Annotated in this window: 22 protein-coding genes and 1 pseudogene; 10 read left to right on the forward strand and 13 right to left on the reverse strand. The window is 69.3% G+C overall.

All coding sequences use genetic code 11. The features are described 5' to 3' along the window. Positions 1-500 precede the first annotated feature (500 nt). The 7 genes and pseudogenes from ABFX45_RS15750 to ABFX45_RS15780 form a co-directional block, all read right to left on the reverse strand. On the reverse strand, positions 501-1,511 hold the full coding sequence (locus ABFX45_RS15750; RefSeq protein ID WP_346130648.1) for a terpene synthase family protein: 1,011 nt from the start codon (positions 1,509-1,511) through the stop codon (positions 501-503). A 74-nt stretch (positions 1,512-1,585) separates the two neighbouring features. Continuing rightward, a complete protein-coding gene (locus ABFX45_RS15755) occupies positions 1,586-2,251 on the reverse strand; it encodes an isoprenoid biosynthesis enzyme family protein (protein ID WP_346130650.1) in 666 nt (221 codons plus the stop codon). Positions 2,252-2,289: 38 nt separating this feature from the next. Next, on the reverse strand, positions 2,290-3,627 hold the full coding sequence (locus ABFX45_RS15760) for a cytochrome P450 (RefSeq protein ID WP_346130652.1): 1,338 nt from the start codon (positions 3,625-3,627) through the stop codon (positions 2,290-2,292). Then, positions 3,624-4,742, reverse strand: a complete 1,119-nt coding sequence (ispG, locus tag ABFX45_RS15765) for a flavodoxin-dependent (E)-4-hydroxy-3-methylbut-2-enyl-diphosphate synthase (protein ID WP_346130654.1) — start codon at positions 4,740-4,742, stop codon at positions 3,624-3,626. Before ispG ends, ABFX45_RS15760 begins: the two co-directional genes overlap by 4 nt. Beyond that, positions 4,742-6,532, reverse strand: coding sequence for a 1-deoxy-D-xylulose-5-phosphate synthase (locus ABFX45_RS15770; protein ID WP_346130656.1), 1,791 nt, complete (start codon positions 6,530-6,532; stop codon positions 4,742-4,744). The genes ispG and ABFX45_RS15770 overlap by 1 nt, the downstream gene beginning before the upstream one ends. Then, on the reverse strand, positions 6,529-7,752 hold the full coding sequence (gene ispH, locus ABFX45_RS15775) for a 4-hydroxy-3-methylbut-2-enyl diphosphate reductase (RefSeq protein ID WP_346130658.1): 1,224 nt from the start codon (positions 7,750-7,752) through the stop codon (positions 6,529-6,531). The genes ABFX45_RS15770 and ispH overlap by 4 nt, the downstream gene beginning before the upstream one ends. Before the next feature lie 23 nt (positions 7,753-7,775). After that, positions 7,776-8,812, reverse strand: a pseudogene (locus tag ABFX45_RS15780) (family 2 encapsulin nanocompartment cargo protein polyprenyl transferase). A gap of 592 nt (positions 8,813-9,404) precedes the next feature. Here ABFX45_RS15780 and ABFX45_RS15785 point away from each other — a divergent pair. After that, positions 9,405-9,722 (forward strand): hypothetical protein, encoded by a 318-nt coding sequence (locus ABFX45_RS15785; RefSeq protein ID WP_346130660.1) that lies wholly within the window; start codon positions 9,405-9,407, stop codon positions 9,720-9,722. A 91-nt stretch (positions 9,723-9,813) separates the two neighbouring features. Further along, the gene (locus ABFX45_RS15790) at positions 9,814-10,041 is read left to right on the forward strand and encodes a hypothetical protein (RefSeq protein ID WP_346130662.1); all 228 of its coding nucleotides are present in this window, start codon (positions 9,814-9,816) and stop codon (positions 10,039-10,041) included. Between the two features lie 605 nt (positions 10,042-10,646). On the opposite strand, the gene ABFX45_RS15795 is transcribed toward ABFX45_RS15790, so the two are convergent. From ABFX45_RS15795 to ABFX45_RS15805, 3 genes are read right to left on the reverse strand one after another with little or no spacing between them, the layout of a single operon-like run. After that, positions 10,647-11,189 (reverse strand): cupin domain-containing protein, encoded by a 543-nt coding sequence (locus ABFX45_RS15795; protein WP_346130664.1) that lies wholly within the window; start codon positions 11,187-11,189, stop codon positions 10,647-10,649. Next, positions 11,186-12,658 carry an FAD-dependent monooxygenase gene (locus ABFX45_RS15800; RefSeq protein ID WP_346130666.1) on the reverse strand — a complete coding sequence of 491 codons (1,473 nt, stop codon included), beginning with the start codon at positions 12,656-12,658 and terminating at the stop codon, positions 11,186-11,188. The genes ABFX45_RS15795 and ABFX45_RS15800 overlap by 4 nt, the downstream gene beginning before the upstream one ends. Continuing rightward, a complete protein-coding gene (locus ABFX45_RS15805) occupies positions 12,643-13,764 on the reverse strand; it encodes an ABC transporter substrate-binding protein (protein ID WP_346130668.1) in 1,122 nt (373 codons plus the stop codon). Before ABFX45_RS15805 ends, ABFX45_RS15800 begins: the two co-directional genes overlap by 16 nt. 137 nt (positions 13,765-13,901) lie before the next feature. Here ABFX45_RS15805 and ABFX45_RS15810 point away from each other — a divergent pair, with 137 nt between their 5' ends. Next, on the forward strand, positions 13,902-14,090 hold the full coding sequence (locus tag ABFX45_RS15810; RefSeq protein WP_346130670.1) for a hypothetical protein: 189 nt from the start codon (positions 13,902-13,904) through the stop codon (positions 14,088-14,090). A 259-nt stretch (positions 14,091-14,349) separates the two neighbouring features. Here the strand turns inward: ABFX45_RS15810 and ABFX45_RS15815 are convergent, their stop codons facing one another. After that, the gene (locus ABFX45_RS15815) at positions 14,350-14,505 is read right to left on the reverse strand and encodes a hypothetical protein (protein WP_346130672.1); all 156 of its coding nucleotides are present in this window, start codon (positions 14,503-14,505) and stop codon (positions 14,350-14,352) included. 56 nt (positions 14,506-14,561) lie between these two features. On the opposite strand from ABFX45_RS15815, the gene ABFX45_RS15820 reads away from it, so the two are divergent. Continuing rightward, a complete protein-coding gene (locus tag ABFX45_RS15820) occupies positions 14,562-14,840 on the forward strand; it encodes a hypothetical protein (RefSeq protein ID WP_346130674.1) in 279 nt (92 codons plus the stop codon). Between the two features lie 401 nt (positions 14,841-15,241). Here ABFX45_RS15820 and ABFX45_RS15825 read toward each other — a convergent pair whose 3' ends face one another. After that, positions 15,242-15,811: a sigma-70 family RNA polymerase sigma factor gene (locus tag ABFX45_RS15825; RefSeq protein WP_109633678.1), complete on the reverse strand. Its 570-nt coding sequence runs from the start codon at positions 15,809-15,811 to the stop codon at positions 15,242-15,244. A 99-nt stretch (positions 15,812-15,910) separates the two neighbouring features. Further along, a complete protein-coding gene (locus ABFX45_RS15830) occupies positions 15,911-16,630 on the reverse strand; it encodes a class I SAM-dependent methyltransferase (protein ID WP_346130676.1) in 720 nt (239 codons plus the stop codon). 33 nt (positions 16,631-16,663) lie between these two features. Here ABFX45_RS15830 and ABFX45_RS15835 point away from each other — a divergent pair, with 33 nt between their 5' ends. The 6 genes from ABFX45_RS15835 to ABFX45_RS15860 are packed head-to-tail and all read left to right on the forward strand — an operon-like array spanning position 16,664 to position 21,682. Further along, positions 16,664-17,509 carry a ParA family protein gene (locus ABFX45_RS15835; RefSeq protein WP_109633683.1) on the forward strand — a complete coding sequence of 282 codons (846 nt, stop codon included), beginning with the start codon at positions 16,664-16,666 and terminating at the stop codon, positions 17,507-17,509. Further along, a complete protein-coding gene (locus ABFX45_RS15840) occupies positions 17,502-18,263 on the forward strand; it encodes a DNA-formamidopyrimidine glycosylase family protein (RefSeq protein ID WP_112229742.1) in 762 nt (253 codons plus the stop codon). Before ABFX45_RS15835 ends, ABFX45_RS15840 begins: the two co-directional genes overlap by 8 nt. Positions 18,264-18,283: 20 nt before the next feature. Next, positions 18,284-19,534 carry a cytochrome P450 family protein gene (locus ABFX45_RS15845; RefSeq protein ID WP_346130679.1) on the forward strand — a complete coding sequence of 417 codons (1,251 nt, stop codon included), beginning with the start codon at positions 18,284-18,286 and terminating at the stop codon, positions 19,532-19,534. A 51-nt stretch (positions 19,535-19,585) separates the two neighbouring features. Continuing rightward, positions 19,586-20,140: an RNA polymerase sigma factor gene (locus tag ABFX45_RS15850; RefSeq protein WP_109633688.1), complete on the forward strand. Its 555-nt coding sequence runs from the start codon at positions 19,586-19,588 to the stop codon at positions 20,138-20,140. Continuing rightward, positions 20,137-20,655 carry a hypothetical protein gene (locus ABFX45_RS15855; protein WP_346130681.1) on the forward strand — a complete coding sequence of 173 codons (519 nt, stop codon included), beginning with the start codon at positions 20,137-20,139 and terminating at the stop codon, positions 20,653-20,655. The genes ABFX45_RS15850 and ABFX45_RS15855 overlap by 4 nt, the downstream gene beginning before the upstream one ends. A 49-nt stretch (positions 20,656-20,704) precedes the next feature. After that, positions 20,705-21,682, forward strand: coding sequence for a quinone-dependent dihydroorotate dehydrogenase (locus tag ABFX45_RS15860; protein WP_346130683.1), 978 nt, complete (start codon positions 20,705-20,707; stop codon positions 21,680-21,682). Positions 21,683-21,685 lie beyond the last annotated feature (3 nt).

Consider the following 21,685-nt stretch of genomic DNA (forward strand, 5'->3'; position numbering starts at 1 on the left):
GGTCAACGCACCCCAGCTCGTCGCCCTCGTCCGAGCCGGCGCCACCTTCGTCAACGGCAAGCTTGTCGAACGCCCCGACGAGGAAGCCGCCTAAAGATCTTGATCCACAGATCTTGACAATAGCTCGTGATGCCGCAGTTGGTGCTTGTGAGCCACAGTGAAATGGTTGAAGTCCGGGAGCGGTTCGGCCCAGCCGACTCGAGACCGGCGCCCTGACAGGCAGGCTTCTGCCGGCTGCCGTTCCAGAGGCATCAGGATGGAATGCCTCTTGCGCTCGTGCGGGAACCGGGTGAGGGTGCCGGGACAGATCTGTTCCCGGTGCGGCAGGGCGAGCATCAGGGCGGATTCCAGGACTCTGCTGCCGCAGCGGTCCCGTACCACTCCCCGGTCATCCAGATGGCAGAGGAGATGCGCGGTCGACCTCCATACGGTCGATCGCGGCAGGGCACAGTCGCCTGCGGGCAGTGCCGTGGCATGGTACGCAGCCCCCTCCGAGGCCGTCACGACTTCGTTCCGTCCTGATGGGTGCCGACCTTCCACCACCAGGCGATGGAGGCGATGGGCAACGGCTCTGGTGAATCGTCGCTGGGCGTTTCACTCACGCCCATGCTCTCGAAGGCCACAGTGCCCCCACTGAGTCCGTCCAAGTATCTGTAACGCTCGGTGGACAGGCCCCAATCCAGAACACCCCGCATGTAGTGTCCCAGGCTCTGCAGATACCGGTTGAGCAGAGGATCACCTTCAGCGGCCACCTCGTCCCGCAGGCACAGGAAGCGGCACATGGCCCGGTCGCGCAGGGCAACGGCCTTCCGGAGCGCCTCCTGCGGGGAACAACCGAAGGTGACGCGGACCGCGTCGATCAGATTGTGACCGTCACCGCTACGGTGGGACTCCTTGACATAGGAGAAGATGTCAGAGTCCCACGTCGGCACCGAGGCAGCCATTTCCGTCAGAGCGCGGACGCGGCGGTCCTCCCAAGTCTCCTGGGGCAGAGGGATGTTGTCCACGATATGCGTCAGTACGGGGAAGGCCAGAGCACCGCCGGAGTACAGGCGGAAGTAGGCAAAGTCGTCCAGGGTGGGCGTCACTCCGCGGACAAGGTTGCAGGCCTTGTATAAATCGACGAAGAAAGATCCCCGCATAGCCTCGATCCAGCGCCCTATCTGGACTGGGGTGGCCAGCGAGTCCAGACGCAGACGGACCGCACGCAAGGCCTCGGCGAAGGGGTCTCCGTGGATGGGTAGATAAGGAGCCTCGAGAACACGCAGTAACCGGACGGTTGTCTCGGCCAATTCACCGGGCCGACCGTGCAATGCCCCCTCGTCACAGATATCGTCAAAAGCGAACGTCCACGCGGCGAGGTCGCTGAACAGCTGCACTCCCTCTTCGCTGCCGCGAGGCACCAGCCACCCGGCTATTCCCCCCATTCCCGCCGCCAGCCGAGCTTGCTGTTCCTCGTCGCCGCCAAGCCCGAAACGCGTCAAGTAGTCGATGGAACGCTGGTCGAACACCGCAGACTTCGGATGCCGCGAGGGAGGTATAGGGCAGTAGCACGCGGGAATTCGCAGGGGAGAAGATGTCTCATTCACAAAGACTCCTCCGGTGGAGTGAACAATGCGGATTCAGGAACGTGGCCGTGTATTACATGGCGCGGTCGGCGATGAAGGTCTACAGCTCCAGCATCATGTTTTCGAATCGGCCATGTCGACCACGGGGTGCAAACCGGCAGTGATACGACGCGGCTCGAAACAGTCATCCAAGGAACAGGAAATGCCGGTGTGGCGGCTGGTGGCCTCGCGGACGTGAGCAGCCAGGTACTCCCACCACGTTTCGGCGTCGCGGTGCCGTCAGGCCGCGGACATGCCGTCTTGGCTGCGGACCCATAGTCGGCGAATGCCTCAGCGATCGGTATGCCGCTGGTGTTGTCAGGGTCGGTCGAGGTGTCGGCCACCGCATCGGTCAACGTGCGTGCCTGGGCTGGATCGTCGCCCCGTGGCCCGTCGAACAGGTCGTCGAACAGAATCATCCAGGACAGCTGGTCCACCCCGAGGTCCAGATCGGGGCCCTGGGCGTGGGGATGGAGCTGGGCGCCGATGTCGGCGAAGTCGGCGCCCAGGTGGCAGTGCGCCTGTTTCGCTGTGGTGATAAGCCCGAACTTGATCGGCCACGCCAGATGTTCCCGCCGGGCGCGGCCGACATCGTCACTGACGCGGTGGCGCGAGGGCATATCGAGTAGGACGCCTTGGGGCAAGGTGGATCTCCTTTGTCGAACCGAGGGATGACGACGTGTCAGCGTCCGGCACTGGTTCGAGCGGTGACGCGCATGCGCAAGTCACGGGGCCGCAATATCGTGCCCCTGGTGGGATGGACGCGGCGGCCGGGCACGGGTTCCAGGCGCCAGCGGGCGGCGATGGTCGCCAGGGCGAGGGTGGCCTCGACGATGCCGTAGGTATCGCCGATGCATTTACGGGCGCCTCCCCCGAAGGGGACGAAGGCGTGGCGTGGTGGCTGCGGGCGCAGGCCAGAGTCCCATCGGTCGGGGTCGAAGGATTCCGGCTGGTCGTACAGGTCGTCACGGTGGTGGATGAGGTAGGGACTGAACACGACGGTCGCCCCTGCGGGAATGGGATGTCCCCCCAGGTGAGCATCGGCGGTGACAACGCGGGTGAAGAACCAGGCGGGCGGGTACATCCGGAGCGTTTCGGTGATGATGCGGCCGGTCAGTTCCAGTCTGGGCAGGTCTTCGTAGGTGGCCGGCCTGCCGGCGAGGACGTCGTCGACCTCGGCGTGCAGTCGCTGCTCGATCACGGGGTGCTGGCCGAGTAGGTGCAGCGCCCACGCCAGGGTGGTGGCGGTCGTCTCGATTCCGGCCAGGAAGAAGGTGACGACCGTGTCGGTCAGGCCTTGGCCATCGCTTTCGGCATCGGGTACGGCCAACAGTGCGGACAGCAGATCGCCGCGGTCGGCGCCGCCGGTGTGGTACTGGTCGATGACACCGCCGATGGCGTGGTGCAGGTGGGAGTTGGCGCGCCAGTAGGAGCGGTTGCCAGGGGTGGGCAGCCGGTCCAACGGTGGCAGCATGAGCATGCGCTGGAGGATCCCGTCGAGGATGGCCCGGACGTCGTCGAGCAGTCCGTCGGCAACCGGAGCGGACAGCGTGTCGGAGAACATGGTGGCTACCAGCGCCCTGGAGGTGATGGTCATCATCTCGGTGGGCACGTGCACGATCTGGCCGTCCTGCCAGGTATCCATCACGTTGACGATGCGGGAGGTCATGGTCTGCGCGTAGCCCGGCAGGCGGGCCGAGTGGAAGGCGGGCTGGGCCAGCCGCCGTTGCGGGCGGTGCTGATCGTGCCGATAGGTCACCAGGCTGTCACCGACCGCCTCTCGCGCTCGATCGTAAAAGGGGCCGCCTTTGTCGAAGGTGCGGTCGTCACGCAGGACCTGCCGAAGCAGCTCCGAGTCGCAGACCACGATCATCTTCAGGCGGCCCACGCGGATCTGGAGCAGGTCCCCGTGGGCGGGCAGCGACGTCAGGAACGCCAGCGGGTCACGCAGCATCGGCGCGAGATGGCCGAGTAGCGGCAGTGCTTTCGGCGCGGCGGGGATCGAAGTCAGGGTTGTCATGGCTGTTTCTCGCGGTCGCTGGTGTCGGTGAGTTCGAGTGCGTGCGCCAGCAGCGTGTCGACGATCTGGTGTTCGGGGACGGTTTTGACGACCTGCCCTTTGACGAAGATCTGTCCTTTGCCGTTGCCGCAGGAGACGCCGAGGTCGGCTTCGCGGGCTTCGCCGGGGCCGTTGACGACGCAGCCCATGACCGCGACCCGCAGTGGGTGGGGGAATCCGTCGAAGGCGGCTTCTACTTTGGCGGCGAGGGTGTAGACGTCGACCTGGGCGCGGCCGCAGGAGGGGCAGGAGACGATCTCGAGCTTGCGTGGGCGCAGCCCCAGCGACGCGAGGATCTGGGTGCCGACCTTGACCTCGTCCACGGGCGGTGCGGACAGCGAGACCCGGATAGTGTCGCCGATGCCCTCGCCCAGCAGGATGCCGAAGGCGACGGCGGACTTGACGGTGCCTTGGAGTAGTGGTCCGGCTTCGGTGACGCCGAGGTGGAGTGGATAGTCGCAGCGTTGGGCGAGCAGGCGGTAGGCGGCGATCATCACGAGCGGGTCGTGGTGCTTGACGGAGATCTTCAGGTCGCGAAAGCCGTGTTCCTCGAACAGGGAGCATTCCCACAGCGCGGATTCGACGAGTGCTTCCGGGGTGGCGCGGCCGTGTTTGGCGAGTAGGCGTGGGTCCAGTGATCCGGCGTTGACGCCGATGCGGATCGGGATGCCCGCTGCTTCTGCGGCGCGGGCGATCTCGGCGACCTTGTCGTCGAACTTCTTGATGTTGCCGGGGTTGACGCGTACGGCGGCGCATCCGGCGTCGATGGCGGCGAAGACGTAGCGGGGCTGGAAGTGGATGTCGGCGATGACCGGGATCGGGGACTTGGCCGCGATCGCGGGCAGGGCGTCGGCGTCGTCCTGGGAGGGCACGGCGACGCGGACGATGTCGCATCCGGTGGCGGTGAGTTCGGCGATCTGCTGGAGAGTGGCGTCGATGTCGCAGGTGGGGGTGGTGGTCATGGACTGCACGGACACCGGCGCGCCGCCGCCCACCGGTACGCGGCCGACCAGGACCTGGCGGGTGCGACGGCGCGCGGGACGCGGTGCGGTGGGCAGACCGAGATCGACTGTCATCAGGGCCGCACCTCCTTGGGATGGTGGATGAGCGCGAGTCGCTTGAGGACGGTGGTGGCGATGCCGACGGCGTCGAGGCCGTGGGCGCGCAGGATGTCCTCGCGGGGGCCGTGCGCCAGGAACCGGGCCGGCAGGGCGAACGTGGCCGCGCAGGTGGCAGCACCGGCGGCGGCGAGCTCCTGAGCGAGGCGCGCGCCGAGCGCACCGGTGGCCGTGGTGTCCTCCACGGTCAGCACCAGCCGGTGTCGCGCGGCGAGCTTGACCAGTTCGGGGTCCACCGGCGCGATCCAGCGGGGGTCGATGACGCCGGCGGCCACGCCGTGTGCGGTGAGGTCGTCGGCGGCCGCGAGACACGCGCCGGCCAGCGGGCCGACCGCGACGATCAGGACCTCGGCCGCGGGTGTCTCGCGGAGCAGGTCGCAGTTCCCGATCCGGGCGACCGCCGCAATGTCGTGCCCGGCGGTGGCTTTCGGGTAGCGGATGACGGTGGGGCCGTCGTGGGTGGCGATGGCCTCGCGCAGCAGATCCCGTAGTCGCGTGGGGTCACGGGGTGCGGCCAGCCGAAGTCCGGGCACGACCGGAAGCACGGAGGCGTCCCACATGCCGTGGTGGCTGGGGCCGTCCGGGCCGGTGATGCCGGCGCGGTCGAGCACGAAGGTCACCGGGAGCCGGTGCAGCGCGACGTCCATCAGCAGCTGGTCCAGCGCACGGGACAGGAACGTCGAGTAGATCGCCACCACCGGGTGCAGTCCGCCCATGGCCAGCCCGGTGGCGGACGTGACGGCGTGCTGCTCGGCGATACCGACGTCGAAGACCCGGTCGGGGAAGCGTCGCGCGAAGGGCCCGAGCCCGACCGGGTGGAGCATGGCCGCGGTCAGGCACACGACATCATCGCGTTTCGCGCCGATCGCGACGATCTCGTCGGCGAACACCGACGTCCAGCTGGGGCCGCCGGCCGCTGCGGGCTTGCCGGTGGCGGGATCCACGACGCCGGCCGCGTGCAGGCAATCGGTCTCGTCCTGCTCGGCGGGCTCATATCCTTTGCCCTTGACCGTGACGACGTGCACGACGACGGGTAGGCCGAGCGCGGCGGCCTGACCGAGCGCCCGCTCGAGCACGGCGATGTCGTGTCCGTCGATGGGACCGACGTAGGCCATGCCGAGACCGGTGAACAGGTTCTGCCCGGTTTGGTGACCGTCCCGCCGCAGCTCGGCGAGGTGGTCGGCAAAGCCGCCGACGGTCGGTGAGTAGGAGCGGCCGTTGTCGTTGAGCACGACGATGACCGGCCGGTCCGGCGCGGCGGCGATGTTGTTGAGCGCTTCCCAGCACATGCCGCCGGTCATCGCGCCGTCCCCCACGACCGCGACCACCCGCCGATCGACCTGTCCACGCAACGCGAAAGCCTTGGCCAGACCGTCCGCATAGGACAGTGCGGTGGAGGCGTGCGAGTTCTCGATCACGTCGTGTTCGGACTCGGCGCGGGCCGGGTAGCCGGACAGCCCGCCCGTGCGGCGCAGGGTGTCGAAGTCGTCGCCGCGTCCGGTGAGGATCTTGTGTACGTAGGCCTGGTGCCCGGTGTCGAACAGCAGCACGTCGCGCGGTGAGCCGAACACTCGGTGCAGGGCGATGGTCAGCTCGACCACCCCGAGATTCGGGCCCAGATGCCCGCCCGCCCGGCAGACCTTGTCGACCAGGAACTCACGGATCCGCCCGGCCAGCTCCGGCAAGGCCGCGGCGGGCAGCGCGCGCAACGCGGCCGGATCGGTGACACTGGCCGGCAGTGCGCTCATGATCGCCTCACAGTGGCGGGCAGCGAGAAGTGCAGGGTCTCCCTGCTGGTTTCGCGCTCGACGACGGTGACCGGCCCGAGCCCGCCAAGCGTGGTGACGACAGCCTCGACCAGGTGCGACGGCGCGGACGCGCCCGCCGTCACCCCGATCACGTCGACGCCGGCCAGCCACTCCGGCCGGATGTCGCCCGCGTCGTCGATCAGGTGCGCGGGCGTGCCCGCGCGCTGGGCGAGCTCGACCAGCCGCAGCGAGTTCGACGAGTTCACCGAGCCGACCACCAGCACGAGATCGGCGTCGCCGGCGACTGCCGTCAGCGCGTCCTGCCGGTTGGTCGAGGCGTAACAGATGTCGTCCGAGCCGGGCCCGCGCAAGGCGGGGAACCGGGCTCGCAGCGCCGAGATCACTTCCGTGGTCTCGTCGACGGCGAGGGTGGTCTGCGTCAGGTAGGAAACGCGTTCCGGGTCGTCGACGACCAGGTTCGCGACGTCGTCGACGGTCTCGACCAGCACCGTGCGCTCGGGCGCCTCGCCGAGAGTGCCGTCGACCTCCTCGTGCCCCGCGTGGCCGATCAGCACCACCGTGTCGCCGCGGCCGGCGAACCGGCGTGCCTCGACGTGCACCTTGGTCACCAGGGGGCAGGTCGCGTCGATGACCTCCATGCCGCGGCGCGTCGCCTCCGCTCGTACGGCCGGGGACACGCCGTGCGCCGAGAACACCACCGTCGCCCCGTCCACAACGGCGTCGAGCTCGTCGACGAACACCGCGCCCGCCGCCCGCAGCTTCGCGACCACGTGGGTGTTGTGCACGATCTGCTTGCGCACGTAGATCGGACCGTCGCGCTGCTCGAGCAACCGCTCGACGACCTCGATCGCCCGCGCCACGCCCGCGCAGAACGACCGTGGGGAGGCCAGTAGCACCGTGCGCGGCCGCGCGACGGCCAGCCAGGCGGCCAGTGTGGTGGCCGCGATCGCCTGGCCGGTCGGATCGTGTTCCGCGGCCGCCAATCCCAGCCCGACCTGCCCGCCGGTGCCGGGCAGGACAGCGGCGAAGTTTCGATCAGTGCCGTCGAGCACCTGCAACGGACCGGTGACCGGCGTGACTCCACGCCTGCGCAGGTGGCCGCGCACGGCGTCGGCGGCTTGGCACCGGATCGAGGGCTGCCCAGGGACCAGCAGCCGGTCGGCGACGAGCACCGAGCCCGTGGAAACAAGCGTGTTCATCCCGGTGGTCTCCGTCCGAGGTGTCAGTGGTCGCGGTGGGTGGCCAGCCTGGCCAGGGCGGCGAGTTCGGCGCAGGCGCGTGAATCCACGGCGGCCGACCGCAGCTGTGCCAGCGCGTGGGCCAGCAGCTCGTCGGCCTGGGTCTGGCTCCAGGCACGTCCGCCCGCAGCGTCGACCAACTCCGCGACGTGGGCCAGATCGGTGTCGGACAACGTTTCCCGTCGGTACAGGGCCGCGAGCTCACGGCCTGCAGGGATGCCGGAGTTCAGCGCGGCCACCACCGGCAGGGACTTCTTGCGGGCCCGCAGATCCGCGAACACCGGCTTGCCCGTCACCGCCGGATCACCCCAGATCCCCAGCAGATCGTCGACATGCTGGAACGCCACCCCGACCAGCCGCCCGAACTCGCCCATCGACGCCACCCCGCCCGTGTCCGCGCCACCGAAACAGGCGCCGAGAGCGCACGCGGCACCGAGCAGCGCAGCGGTCTTGCCCTCGGCCATCACCACGCACTCGGCCACCGTGACATCGTCGCGGCGTTCGAACTCCAGATCCGCGCTCTGCCCGCCGATCAGCTCCTGCACCGCGCCGCCGAGCATCCGCACGCCTGCCGTCGCGGCCGGATGCCCACTCGCGGCCAGTACCTCCAACGCCGCCGCCAGCAACGCGTCCCCGGCCAGAATCGCCGCGCTGACACCGAAAACACTCCACGCGGTCGGCCGGTAGCGGCGGGTGCGATCACCGTCCATCACATCGTCGTGCAGCAGCGAGAAGTTGTGCACCAACTCCACCGCCACGGCCGCCGGCACCGCCGTGGCCGCGGTACCCCCACAGCCCGCGCCGCGAGCAACACCAACTTGGGCCGGATCGCCTTGCCACCACACGTCTCCAGCGGATGACCGTGTTCGTCCCACCAACCGAAGTGATAGCCGGCGATGCGCCGCATCGACGCCGGCAGCCGGTCCACCGTCGAGCGCAGGACCGGATCGACTACGGCTCGCCCCCATCGCAGCACCTCGCGGTCGGTGCGTGCGACCGCCGTCTTCTCCACTCCTGCCACAACCCCCACCCCCATCGTGCTCTGGCCTGCCGCCCAGCGACCGGGTGACGTTGGGCCGGCTCCAGTGGACTCCGCTTCCGGCGTCACGGAAAGGCGCTGCGGCCCACGGATGTGTCCAGAGTTCAGCCATGTTTAACGCCTTCCACCCGACCAACCCGGATATCTCGAAGACCCGCTCACTCCGCACACCGGACGAGGGAGGAGAGATGCACGATCCGGCGAGCGGCCGTCACGGCGAGCGGGGCCTCCGGCGGTGCCGGGTGCTGACCGGGTACCGTCGCATGATCGAGGCCATCGTTCGGCAGGGGTGCTACCGAGGTTGAACGGTCAGGGTGCCACGACGAGTCGGTGGCCTGGATGAGACCGGGCTCGTTCACCCAGTCGACCTGGTCCACGACCTGCCGGACATCGGCGGATGATCTGCCGAAGCCTGCCTGGGTGCCCGTGGGAGCGCGATCATGCCTGGCTGCCGCCAGGGAAGGTGATCAGCAAACACCTGTGGGTGCCACAACTCTGCACCAGGCCGTTGAGCTGCGGTGATCGTGCATGACGGGCCACCTGGCGGCAGTTCCTGCGTGCTCAGGCCGCAAGCATGCTGGCCTGCGATTTCTTCCACGTCGACTGCGCCATCACCCTGAAACAGATCTACGTGTTCTTCGTGATGGAGGTCGCCACCCGCCACGTCCACGTCACCACCACCCATCCCGACGGGCCATGGACCACCCAGCAGGCCCGCAACCTGCTCATGGACCTCACCACCGAGCCGACGACTTCCGGTTCCTCATCCGCGACCGGCGACCTGCGCGGAGCACGTTGCGCTGCACGCGGCGCCGTGATCGTGTTCTGCATCCGCCCTTCTCTCGCATCCAGACGCAGTTTCCATCGGCGAGCGAGTTGTCGCTCGATCTGATGAATCCGTGCCGACTCGGCCGGAATTAGTCCTGCGGATCGACCGTCCGGTGCTGATATAGCGATCTTCATCCAGGTAGTCATGAGGGTTCATGCGTCATCGCATCGCCACTGTCGTGACCGTCGGCGCCGTCGTCGCGTGCCTTGCATCGGGCACCGCGGCGACGGCCAACGCCGCCATCGGTGCGGATCGCGGGGAGCCGGCTGTCGAGGTCTGTGACACCGGAGTGCTCGACAGCGGGTTGCTGGGCAGCGACGGAAGCCTCATCACCGATTGCGGTCTGGTTCCCGACCTCCTCGGAGGAGTGGGGCTCGGCTGAGATCCGTCACTCGGCGCAGGTGAGCTGACGGCCGACGTGCCCGCAGACCTTCGGGGATCGCGGGCGCGTCCAGGCCGGAAGACCCAAGTCGTGCGGGGCCGGCTACGTCGTACAGGTCTTGAAGGTGAGCCGCGAGATCGTCGACGGCGTTGTGCGGCTCGCACCAGTCGCGCGTGAGTTCGGCCTGAGCCCCGCGCGGTCCGCCCTGGCCTGGCTGCCGCGCTGTTCCCGGTGATGTTGCCGATTCCCGGCACGACATTGACGCGGCACTGCAGGAGAACATGCGCGCCGCGGACGTCGTGTTGAGCGACACCGACATGCGGGTCATCACTGCGGCGGCGGACCACGCGGTGCGATGAACGCCGCGAACATCGCCCCATTGCGGACGCCGAGCTTCGAGGGACAGGTGCCGCCCTGGCGAGCGGGGTCGCGCTGATCGAGGCGACCGGCGGACTCTCATGATGGACGTCGCGCGCACATCGTCTCGAACGATCACTTCGGCGCGGTGCTGGGTTTCCCTGCGCGCCGGTGACGCCGTCGCGACCCCGTTCCGCGGACTCTGGCGCTTCCGTGACGGCCGCGTCGTCGAGCACTGGGGAGAACGCCTACGACCCGGCGGCGCCGACCCGGATGCCGGGCGCGCGCAGCGGTGTGAGCTGACGGATGTCGTAGCGCTCCCGCACCGCTTTCACCGCGCCGGGAGCCACCGGGCCGTCGTTTGCCAGCAGCTCGAACAGTTCCTCGAAGTAGCGCTCGTGATCCGGCGGCGGCGCGGACCCGAAGAGCAGCCGCGCCGGGCCGGGGCCGGGGTTGGCGAACGCGTGCGGACAGCCCGGCGGGACGTGCAGCACGGCCCCCGGCCCGCCGCGGACGACCTGACGGCCGTCCGCGCAGCGCCACGTCCGCCAGTCGCCGTCCGTGCGGTCGACGGGGGTGAACGCGAACATGTCGGCCTCGCCCTCCAGCACGTAGAAGAACTCCTCGGCGCGGACGTGCAGATGGGCGCCGACGTCGAACCCCGGCGGGACGACCAGCTCGAACAGCGAGCCGACGGTCGTGTGCGGGCTGGTGATCTTGAAGGTGACCTGCACGGCCGCGCTTGTCAGCGTGCGCCCGTGCCCCGCGGGCAGTATCGAGCCAGTGGTCATCGTTGTTCACTCCACGCGGTCCACGCGGTGATCGCGGTGACCATCTCGTCGACGTCATCGGAACTCGAGGCATGGGCGACGTAACCGTCCGGGCGGACCAGCACCGCGCTCAGCCCGGACCACGACGGCGCCGCCGCGACGTCGACCCGCCGCGCCTCGAGCGCGCCGAAAGCGTCACGACCGCTGAGATCCAGCAGCAGGAACCGATCTGGGCGCAGCACTCGCCAGACGGGTTCGCCATCCACCATCAGGTTCGGCACCCTGGTCCCGCTCAGCGGGTGAGCGCCGGGAAGCGCCGGGTAGCGCACGCCCAACCCGGACATCAGCCCGATCAGCTCACCGGCCCCTCGGGTGAGGAAGCCGCCGACGAGCTCGCGCAGCGCCGCGCCGGCCGCGCCGAACGTGTTCATGATCGCGTCCTGGGCGAGGGTGTTGGCGCGCAACAGCTCCGCGACATGTCTGCGTTCCCGTTCGTAGCCGAACCCGGTTACCCGCTCACCCGCCCACCCCTGGATCTCGGCGGCGAGCCGCCATGCCAGGCAGGCGGCGTCCTGCAGACCCGCGTTCAACCCTTGGCCTCCGGCGGGCAGGTTCACGTGCGCGGCGTCGCCAACGAGCAGCAGCCGCTCCGCGCGCAGGCGGTCCGCGAGCAGGGATGCGTTGCTGTAGCGGAAAAGACGGCGAGGGGAATGCAGACCGAAGTCCGTGGAGACGACGCGGCGCACGCTCGCGCGCAGCTCGCCGAGATGCAGCGGTGCGGTCAGGCGAGCTCGCGCCTGCTCCGGCGAGAGACCCGTGGCCGTGGGCTCCATGCCGTAGATCCGCCAGATGCCGCCGGGGAGCGGCACGATTCCGGCCCAGCCCGCGTCCGGGTGCCAGCGGTGTCCCGGCCCGTCCGGTGGATCGGCGAGCTCGACGTCCGCGCCGAACCCCACAGCGGTGGGCAGTGTGCCGGCGAACGCGATGCCGGCCTGCTGCCGCAACGCACTGCGCGCACCGTCCGCCGCGACGAGGTGGCCGGCCTCGTGCACGGTGTCGTCGACCTGCACCCGCACACCGTCCGCGTGCTGCTCGAACCCGGTGACTGGGTAGCCGTAGCGCACCCGGACACCGCGCCGGGACAGGTGGTCGGCGAGCACGCGTTCGGTGCACGACTGCGGCACCATCAGCACGAACGGATACGGCGTCGGCAGACCGGTGTAGTCCACCATGTTCGGCAGCGCGGCGAAATGCGCGTGCGGCACTGTCCGCCCTCGTGCGACGAGCGCGTCGGAGACGCCGTCCAGCACGTCGAGAACCTCGAGCGTGCGCGGGTGCATGGTGAACCCCTTGGCGTGCGTGCTGGGGCCGTGCTTCCGCTCGAACACCTCGACCCGGACACCGGCGGCGTCCAGCAGGGCCGCGGTCGCGAGCCCCGTCGGACCACCGCCGGCGACGACGACCTCGACGGGCCTCAGAGGATCGCCCACTGTCGTTTTCGGACGATGAGGGTGGTGAGCGCGGCATCGTCGATTCCGGCATGGTTGTCCGGTGTCATGCGGAACACACCGGTGAGCCCGACGAAGGTCATGTGCTCGAGCGTAGTCCTGGCGCGTTCGCGGTCGCGGTGACCCGTGTACGCGTGGTGCAGCATCGCGAGAGCGTCGGCCCCGAAGCCGACGTACGTGCCGACCGGACCGTGTTTCGCGGTGAAGCTCTCGACGAACGCCCGCACCGCCCAGCTGTTCGGCAAGTTGTCCGGGATCCGGTCACCCAGCACGAACCACGGTGCCACGACGCGCACACCCTCGGCCGCCTCACCGGCGCGTTCGAGAAACCCCGGATGCCCGGCCGGTGGTCCGCAACAGAGCACCCCGTCCCATTTCAGCTCGTGCGCCGCGCGGACGCCGAGCGCGCTGAACGGCGGTGGCGTGGCGAGGATGATCCCGTCAGGCTTCTCGTTGACCAACGCCGTCATCGGCTGGGTGAGCGAGGTGTCGGTCATCGTGTGTTTGACGACCGCGGCGAGCTCCAAGCCGCGTATCGCGGCCTGTTCCTCGTAGACCTTCAGCGCCTTGTCGGTGGCGAGCGTGTCGAGGATCAGCAGACCGACCCGGCGCACCGACGCCGCCGCGAGCGCGTCCATGATCCCTCCCCGGCTCTGCGGCGAAGTGGGCGAGCTGGTGAACACGAACGGCGGCAACGGCGGCGGCGAGGTGGGCACGACCAGCGGAACACCCGTGGCCTGCGCCGCCTCCATCACGACCGCTGCCGTCGGCGGCATCGACGTGCCGATCAGCGCGTCCACCCGATCCTCGATGAGCGCGGCCACAGCCTTGCGGGTGTTCGCGACGTCGCCCTGGGCGTCCCGCACATCGAGCCGTACCCCACGCCCGATGAGTTCGGCCTGGTGCTCGACGCCGAGCAACTGCCGGGCGCCGTGGATGGACGCCGGTCCGCTGGTGTCGACCAGGACCCCGACCCTCAACGGCGGCTGGTCCTGTGCGGCGACGGAGGTCTGCAACACCAGCGGACTCGCGGCCGCGGCGAACGCTCCACCAAGGACGGCGCGCCTGGACAACCGTGTCTCAACCATGGTTCAGATCGTGCACCCAGCATCGTGAGCCCGCTGGGTGCCATCACCCGACCTGGTTACGCCACGGTCTGCCAGCACCGAACCTCGCGCCCGCTGCCGAGCTCCAGACAGCGGTGGATTCGCTGGCAGACGTGCCTGTGGTCATCGAGGAAGGGAACCTTCGCAACGGCGACCTGATCTGCCTCTCCGTCGTCGGCGGTGGCCCCGAACGCGTCGCCGTGCTGACCACGATCGCCATGCCGAACCCGACGGCATCCATGATGGTTGATCATGGATGGTCACGCGCCCGCGGAGCTGCCCGCAGTTGGCAGGCGGGATCAGCCTGATCAGGTGTCTTGTGAGGACAGTTCGCGATCGGGCCCCCGCGTGCGCCCATGCCCGTCAACAGCGCGTCAGTGACCGCCGGAACAACCGGAGAGCCGTTGGTTGTGGGATCGGCATCGGTGTCCGCCATACGCGCCGCGCTGGAGAACCACGGATTCAGCGCCTTGTCCTCATCACGGCGCCCGCAACCCACCGCCGGCATCTCGGAGGCCAAGCTCCTGCGCGCTGCCCATTGCCAGGCAGCAGCGTGCGGGCGGCCGGTCAGCGCGACAGACTGATCGAGTGCCTGGCGACGACCTGGGTCAGTCCTTCCGGTGACTCGCAGGCCTTCGTGAACGCGTCGATCGCCACGACGGGTGTGTCGGCGGCGATCTGGTAACCCTTGAACAAGCCGTCCGTGATCTCGCGAGTGACCACCACTTGACCGGCTGAACCGTCAGATCGAGATCGAGAACGGCCTTTGCCTTGCTCTGTTGCGGCTTTGTGCCGTCTGCGGTGATCCAGTCGACCCGGACCTCGAGTGGCGCGGCCCTGGTCACCTGTCCCGGCAGGGATCACCGCTACTGCGGTGGGCCGCCTACGAGGCCGGCTACTGCGCCGCCCGGAAGACCTCACCCGACCACACCTACTACCTCGAGGTCCGTGACCGGACCGGCGGGAACCGGGCGGCGCTGGCCGTGGCCCGCAAGATCCTACGCCGGTCGCACCACATCCTGCGCGAGCTCGGCAACCAGGCATTCGCACCCGTCTGACGTCCCACGGAGTGTGCGCGGGCATGCCCAGTCGCAGCGATGCCAGCGGCCAGCTCCCGTAGCGCCGTCGATGCCGGTTGTTTCCTCGCGCCCTGGGCATGTCGCCGAGTCCAGGGCTCTCGGTCCGCCTGAGGTCGAGTAGGCGTGGCCGGCACGGTGACCCGGACGTGGTGCCGCCAGCGGCGGTGGTGTTCCCGAACTCGAGCGCCGGGACGATCCCGTCACTCATGACCGTCTCCGCGGTGCCGATTGTCGGACGGGTCCGGGATGTGTTCCGGGCGGTGACCGGACGGGCGCGTGGGCGGTCGAAGTGCCGCTGTTACGGGATCGGTCCCGGATGTGGGTGTCGAAGCGGGAACATCAGGTCGTACGTCCCAGCCAGACCGTCGTAGAAGGCCCGGTCAAATCAGCTCCTCGACCCCCACGGACGACCGCAGCTTCGCGAGCGCCCGGTGCTGAGCGACCCGCACCGCGCCCGGTGTCGAGCCGACCGCCTCGGCCGTCTCCTCCGCGGACAGGCCGACCACCACGCGCAGCAGCAGGATCTCGCGCTGCTTGTCCGGCAGCACCTGCAGCAACCCGCCCAGCCGCACCGAGAGCGACCCGAGCAGCGCGCTCTCCTCCGGGTCGATGGCCTGCGACGGCCCGTCCGGCACCTCGGCGACGGGCTCGGACCGGTTGCGCGCCGAGACCCGGTGCGCGTCCGCGACCTTGTGGGCGGCGATGCCGTAGACGAACGCGAGGAACGGCCGCCCCTGCTCGCGGTAGGCGGGCAACGCCGTGAGCACCGCCAGGCAGACCTCCTGAGCGACGTCGTCCGCCGACGCGTACGCCCGCTCTGTACGGCCAACGCGCGCACGGCAGTACCGCGACACGAGCGGCCGCACGGACGCCAGCAGCCGTTCGACGGCGCGCCGGTCACCCGCAACAGCCTCGTTGACCAACGAGGCAAGCAGGTCGGAACTCTCCATGGCGGTTTGGTCCCTACGTCGGCAGCGGAGCCACTATTTTTCGCCGCAAAGTCGTTTGGGACGACTCATCAGGACCACAAAATCTCTGATGCAAACGCTTCAGGCGGTACGACGGGCGAGCACGTGCAGGCGGGCGGCGACGTCTCTGAGCGGAGACCGCGTGGCAGCGGCCAGTTCCAGCTCGGCGAGCGCGTCCGCGGCACCCGGATTCGCGTCCAGCACCACGCCGGGCACGAGGTCGGAAACGATGCCATGACCTTGCAGGAGTTCGACAGAAAGCCCCGCCTCGAGAACCAGCTTCTCAAGACCTGGGACGTCGAACCGGCGTTGCAGCGGGTCACGTGTGCCCGCCAGCTGACCGGCGTCGTCGTCCAGCAACCTCCGGGCATCAACGATACGGCCGGCGATCGCGCGGTGCAGGATCGTCGCGAACCGGTTCGCGACCAGCACCGACACCGCACCACCCGGAGCGACGGCGGCAGCCAGCGAGGACAGCGCGGAGGCCGCGTCGTCCACGACCTCCAGCACGCCGTGCGCGAGCACCAGATCGGCCTCACCAGCGGGAACGCCGAGCGAGTCGGTGTCGCCCTGGACCGAGTCGATCGTCACGCCGGCCTCGCGCGCACGGGTGTGCAGCGTGGCCAGAGCGTTCGGCGACGGCTCGACGACCGTGACCGCGCAGCCCGCCACGGCGAGGGGCACGGCCCAGACACCGCTGCCACCGCCCACGTCGAGAACGCGCGGGGGTTCTCCACCCCGGCGCGTGCGTGCGGCGGCCAATTCGGCGTCGAGCACCCTGTGTACGGCGTCCGGTCGCATGGCAGTAAGAGTAGGAGACCCTAGAGTGGGTCCGTGCATACGGTGTCCGTGCTCAGCCTCAAGGGAGGCGTCGGCAAGACGACGGTGGTGCTCGGCCTCGCCTCGGCCGCTCTCCGTCGCGGCGTCCGCACGCTTGTGATCGATCTTGATCCGCAGTGCAACGCCACGTCGACGCTGGAGCCAGAGGAGTCCAAGGCGAGCATCTACGACGTCCTGCAGGACCCGTCCGAGGAGAACCTGGAACAGGCGATCCGCCCGAGCAGGTGGGGCGACGGCATCGACGTGCTGTCCGGGTCGGAGGACGCCGAGCTGCTCAACCACCCGGATCCGAACGAGTCGCGGCTGCACCGGCTCAAAGACGCGTTGCGCACGCTGCGGGACATGTACGACGAGTTCCCGTACCACCTCGTGCTGCTCGACTGCCCGCCGTCGCTGGGCCAGCTGACCCGGTCCGCGCTGGTGGCGGCCGACCGCGCGCTGCTGGTCACCGAGCCGACGATGTTCGCGGTGGCCGGTGTGCAGCGGGCGTTCGAGGCGGTGCAGAACGAGCGCGAGAGCAACAACGCCGACCTGCAGCCGCTGGGCGTCGTGGTGAACCGGGTGCGGCCGCGGTCGCACGAGCACCAGTTCCGCATCGACGAGCTGCGTGACATCTTCGGGCCGCTGGTGATGCCGGTGGCGCTGCCGGACCGTCTCGCCGTGCAGCAGGCCCAGGGCGCGTGCATGCCGATCCACGAGTGGGGCACGCCGGGCGCGCGCGAGGTGGCGCTGGCGTTCAACCTGCTGCTCGCCCGCATCCAGCGCATTTCGCGGAGCAGACGCCGCGCCGTGCACCAGGACTTCGACGACGACGAGATCCAAGAGGCGGTGGATGCCTGAGGGCGACACCGTCTTCCTGGCCGGCCATCGGATGAACGAGGCACTGGCCGGGAAGACGCTGCGGCGCGGCGAGCTGCGCCACCCTCGACTGTCCACACTGGACCTCGCCGGGCTCGACGTGCTCGGCGTGCGCACGTACGGCAAGCACATGTTCACGAGGTTCTCCGACGGCAACAGCCTGCGCAGCCACTTCCGGATGGACGGCGCGTGGCACCTCTACCGGCTCGGCGAGCGCTGGCGTCGTCCCGCCCACCAGGCCCGCGCGGTGCTCGAGGTGGACGACCGGCAGGCCATCGGATTCGCGTTGCACGACATGGAGTTCGTCCCGACCTCTCGCGAAGACGAGCTGATCTCGCACCTGGGACCCGATCTGCTCTCCCCGGACTTCGACGCCGCTGAGGCCGTTCGGCGGTTGACGGAAGACCATTCACGACCTATCGGTCTCGCATTGCTGGATCAACGCGTGATGGCCGGTGTCGGCAATCTCTACCGCGCGGAAGTGTGTTTCCTGCTGGGTGTGCTGCCGACGGCACCCGTGTCATCTGTGGACGCGGCGCGTGCGGTTGCATTGTCCCGCAAGCTGTTGCAGGCGAACCAGTGGCGGCCCGAACAGATCACCACGGGTGACCGTCGCGTCAAGCACTACGTTTTCGAGCGCACCGGTAAACCGTGTTTGCGTTGCGGCACAAGGGTCCGATCGGGCGAGTTCGAGACAAGATTCGTGTACTTCTGCCCAAAATGCCAGTCCGGTTGAACCGGAACGGTCTCCGGGCCGTGTCCTCCGACATGGCGGTAAATCTGGATGCGCTGCGCCCCGGCTTCACCGACGACCCGTACTCGGTGCTGAAGAGCCTGCGTGAAGCCGGTCCCGTGCACCGGGTCGAGACGCTCGGCGTGCCGATGTGGCTCGTGACCCGCTACCCCGACGTGCGCGCCGCACTGGACAACCCGCTGCTGTCCTCGCACGGCTCCGCGCTCGCCGAACCCCTGCGCGGCCATCCGCACTTCGCCTCGTGGTGGTTCGGCGACCTGTCGCACCACATGATGAACAGCGACGCCCCCGACCACACCCGCCTGCGCCGCGCGGTGTCGAGCGAGCTCACCACGCGCCGCATCACCGCCCTGCGGCCCCGCATCGAGCAGCTCGCGGCATCGCTCGCCGACTCCTTCGCCGACTCGGGCGGCTGCGACCTGATCGCGGACTTCGCGGCGCCGCTGCCGATCACCGTGCTGATGGAGCTGCTCGGCGTGCCGGCCGTCGACCAGGAGAACTTCCGGTACTGGGCGGACGTGGTCACCGGCCTGGCGGACGGCGACGCCTCCTCCGCGCGTGAAGAGGCGTCCGGCTACCTCCGCGACCTGGTGGTCCACAAGCGGACGTCCGGGGACAACGACCTCATCGGGGCCCTGGCGCGCGCCACGGGCGAGGCCGCGCTGACCGACGGCGAGCTGGCGTCGCTGGCGTTCCTGTTGCTCGTGGCCGGCTACACGACCGCCGTCGACCTGGTCGGCAACGGCGTGCTGGCGTTGTTGCGCAACCCGGAGCAGCTGGAACTGCTGCAGCGCTCGTCTTCACTGCTGCCCGGCGCCATCGAGGAGTTCCTGCGCTTCGACGGCCCGACCTCGCACGTGCTGCGCTTCGCCGCGCAGCCGGTGACGATCGGCGGCGTGCAGATCCCGGCGGGCGACGTCGTGCTGCTGTCGCTGGCATCGGCCGAGCACGACAGCGCGCGCTACCCGCGGGCGGACCAGCTCAACATCGAACGGGCGGACCGCCAGCACCTGGCGTTCGGTCACGGCATGCACTTCTGCCTGGGCGCGCCGCTGGCCCGGCTGGAGGGCGAGGTGGCGTTCCGGACGCTGCTGTCGCGGTGCGCCGGGCTGACGCTCGACACCGCGCAGCCGCTGGGCTGGCGGGTGTCGCTGGGCAGCCGGGGGTTGCGGGCGCTGCCGGTGACGTTCCGGACCAAGCCGGCCATGCCGCTGGACGAGCAGGCAACGATCAAGGTGCCGAAGCCGTCCTGACTGGCGTAACGGCGTTGCCGGAAGTCGGCAACCATCTACGTGAGCCAGCCGATGACCGTTCCACCTCCAGTCCATCCACCACCGGTCGCCCCGGCGGCACGTGAGTTCGAAGCCGTGTACCAGGCCGAGTTCGACGTGGTGATGGCGTACTTCGCCCGCCGCACCGCCGACCCGCAGACCGCCGCCGACCTGACCGCGGACACGTTCGTCGCCGCCATCACGTCGTTCGGCACGTTCGACCGCACGAGAGGCACCGCGCGGTCCTGGCTGCTGGGCATCGCCCGCCGGGTGTTCGCCCAGCACTGCGAGACCGTCTCGCGCGGGCGGGACGTCGTCGTGCGCATGAACGGGCGCCGGGTGCTGTCCGGTGACGAGATCGACGACCTGGTCGGGCGCATCGACGCCGAGCGGAAGGGCCGTGAGCTGGTTGCCGCCATGGCCTCGTTGCCGGCGCTCGACCGCGAGGTGGTCGAGCTCGTCGACCTCGTGGGCATGACACCGAAGGAAGCCGCGGCCGTGCTGGGCGTCTCGTCCGGCGCGCTGCGGATCAGGCTCTTCCGGGCTCGCGGCAAGATCCGCGACCTGGCTTCAAAGGGGGACCGATGAGCTTCAAGGACAACCTTCTGCAGGACCTGATGAGTGAGCACGGGCCTGCGCTGGCCGAGCTGCCCGAGCAGCGGACCAGGCGGTCCGCGCGACCGGTGCTGGCGGCGGCAGGGGTGCTGGCGGTCGCGGGGGCCGCCACCGTGGCGCTCACGACCGGTGGCAACGCTCCGGAGGCGTACGCGGTCACCAAGAACCCCGACGGCAGCGTCACGGTGACCATCCGGGACATCAAAGGAGTCGACGCGGCCAACGCCAAGCTGCGCGAGTACGGCATCCGGGCCAAGGCGGTGCCGATGTCGACGATCTGCGCGGAGCTGGACGAGAGCAAGATCGGCACCTTCGTCGCCGTACCGCGCATCACGGACGGCTCGGTGACCATGGCGCCGAACGACGTGCCTGAGGGGTACACGGTGCTGCTGGGCATCTCGAACATGCCGAACAGGGGCAACGGGCTCGGGTTCACCGGGCCGATCCGCAACCCCGCGCCAGACTGCCTGCGTGAGGCCGGCAACTAGGAACAGAGGACCGCGCGCCCGCCCTGAACTGCCGTTATAGGGTGGGCGCGTGGTCTACAAGCAGGTGGTTCGCAGGGCGTTGTTCGGGATGCACGGCGGCGACGCGGAGCGGGTCCACGAGACCACGCTCAACGTCATGGCCCGGCTGAGCCCGCTGGCAAGGTTCGCGCGCAACCAGAACAACCCGCGCACGGTCTTCGGCGTGCGGTTCCCCAACCCCGTCGGGCTCGCGGCCGGACTGGACAAGGACGGACGCGCCCTGCCCGCCTGGGCCGCGCTCGGGTTCGGGTTCGTCGAGGTCGGCACGGTCACGTGGCACGCGCAGCCGGGCAACCCCAAGCCGCGGCTGTTCCGGCTCCGCGAGGACGAGGCGATCATCAACCGGATGGGCTTCAACAACGCGGGTGCGCAGGCCCTCGCGCGCAAGCTCGACCAGACCACGCTCAGGGCGCCGCTGGGCATCAGCCTCGGCAAGTCCAAGATCACGCCGGTCGAGGACGCCGTCCAGGACTACCTGAACTCGCTGAACGCCCTGAAGGACCACGGCGACTACTACGCGATCAACGTCAGCTCCCCGAACACGCCGGGACTGCGCAGCCTGCAGGACAAGGGCGCGCTCACCGAGCTGGTGCAGGCGCTCACGCGGGCCACGGACAAGCCGATGCTGGTCAAGATCGCGCCGGATCTCACCGACGACGCGATCGAAGAGGTCATCCAGGTGTGCCTGGACAACGGTGTGAAAGGCCTCATCGCCACGAACACGACCCTCAGCCGTGAGGGCCTCGAGAGCGTCCACCGCGACGAGACTGGCGGCCTCAGCGGCAGGCCGCTCACCCAGCGCGCGAACGACGTCGTCCGGTTCATCACCAAGAACAGCGAGCTGCCGGTCATCGGAGTCGGTGGCATCGCCAGCGCGGACGACGCCAAGCGCATGATCGACGCCGGCGCGAGCCTCGTGCAGATCTACACCGGGTTCATCTACGAGGGACCGGGGCTCGTCACGAGGATCAACCGCGCACTGCGGTGACCT

The sequence above is a fragment of the Lentzea roselyniae genome (genome assembly GCF_039537795.1).
Lineage (GTDB): Bacteria > Actinomycetota > Actinomycetes > Mycobacteriales > Pseudonocardiaceae > Lentzea > Lentzea atacamensis.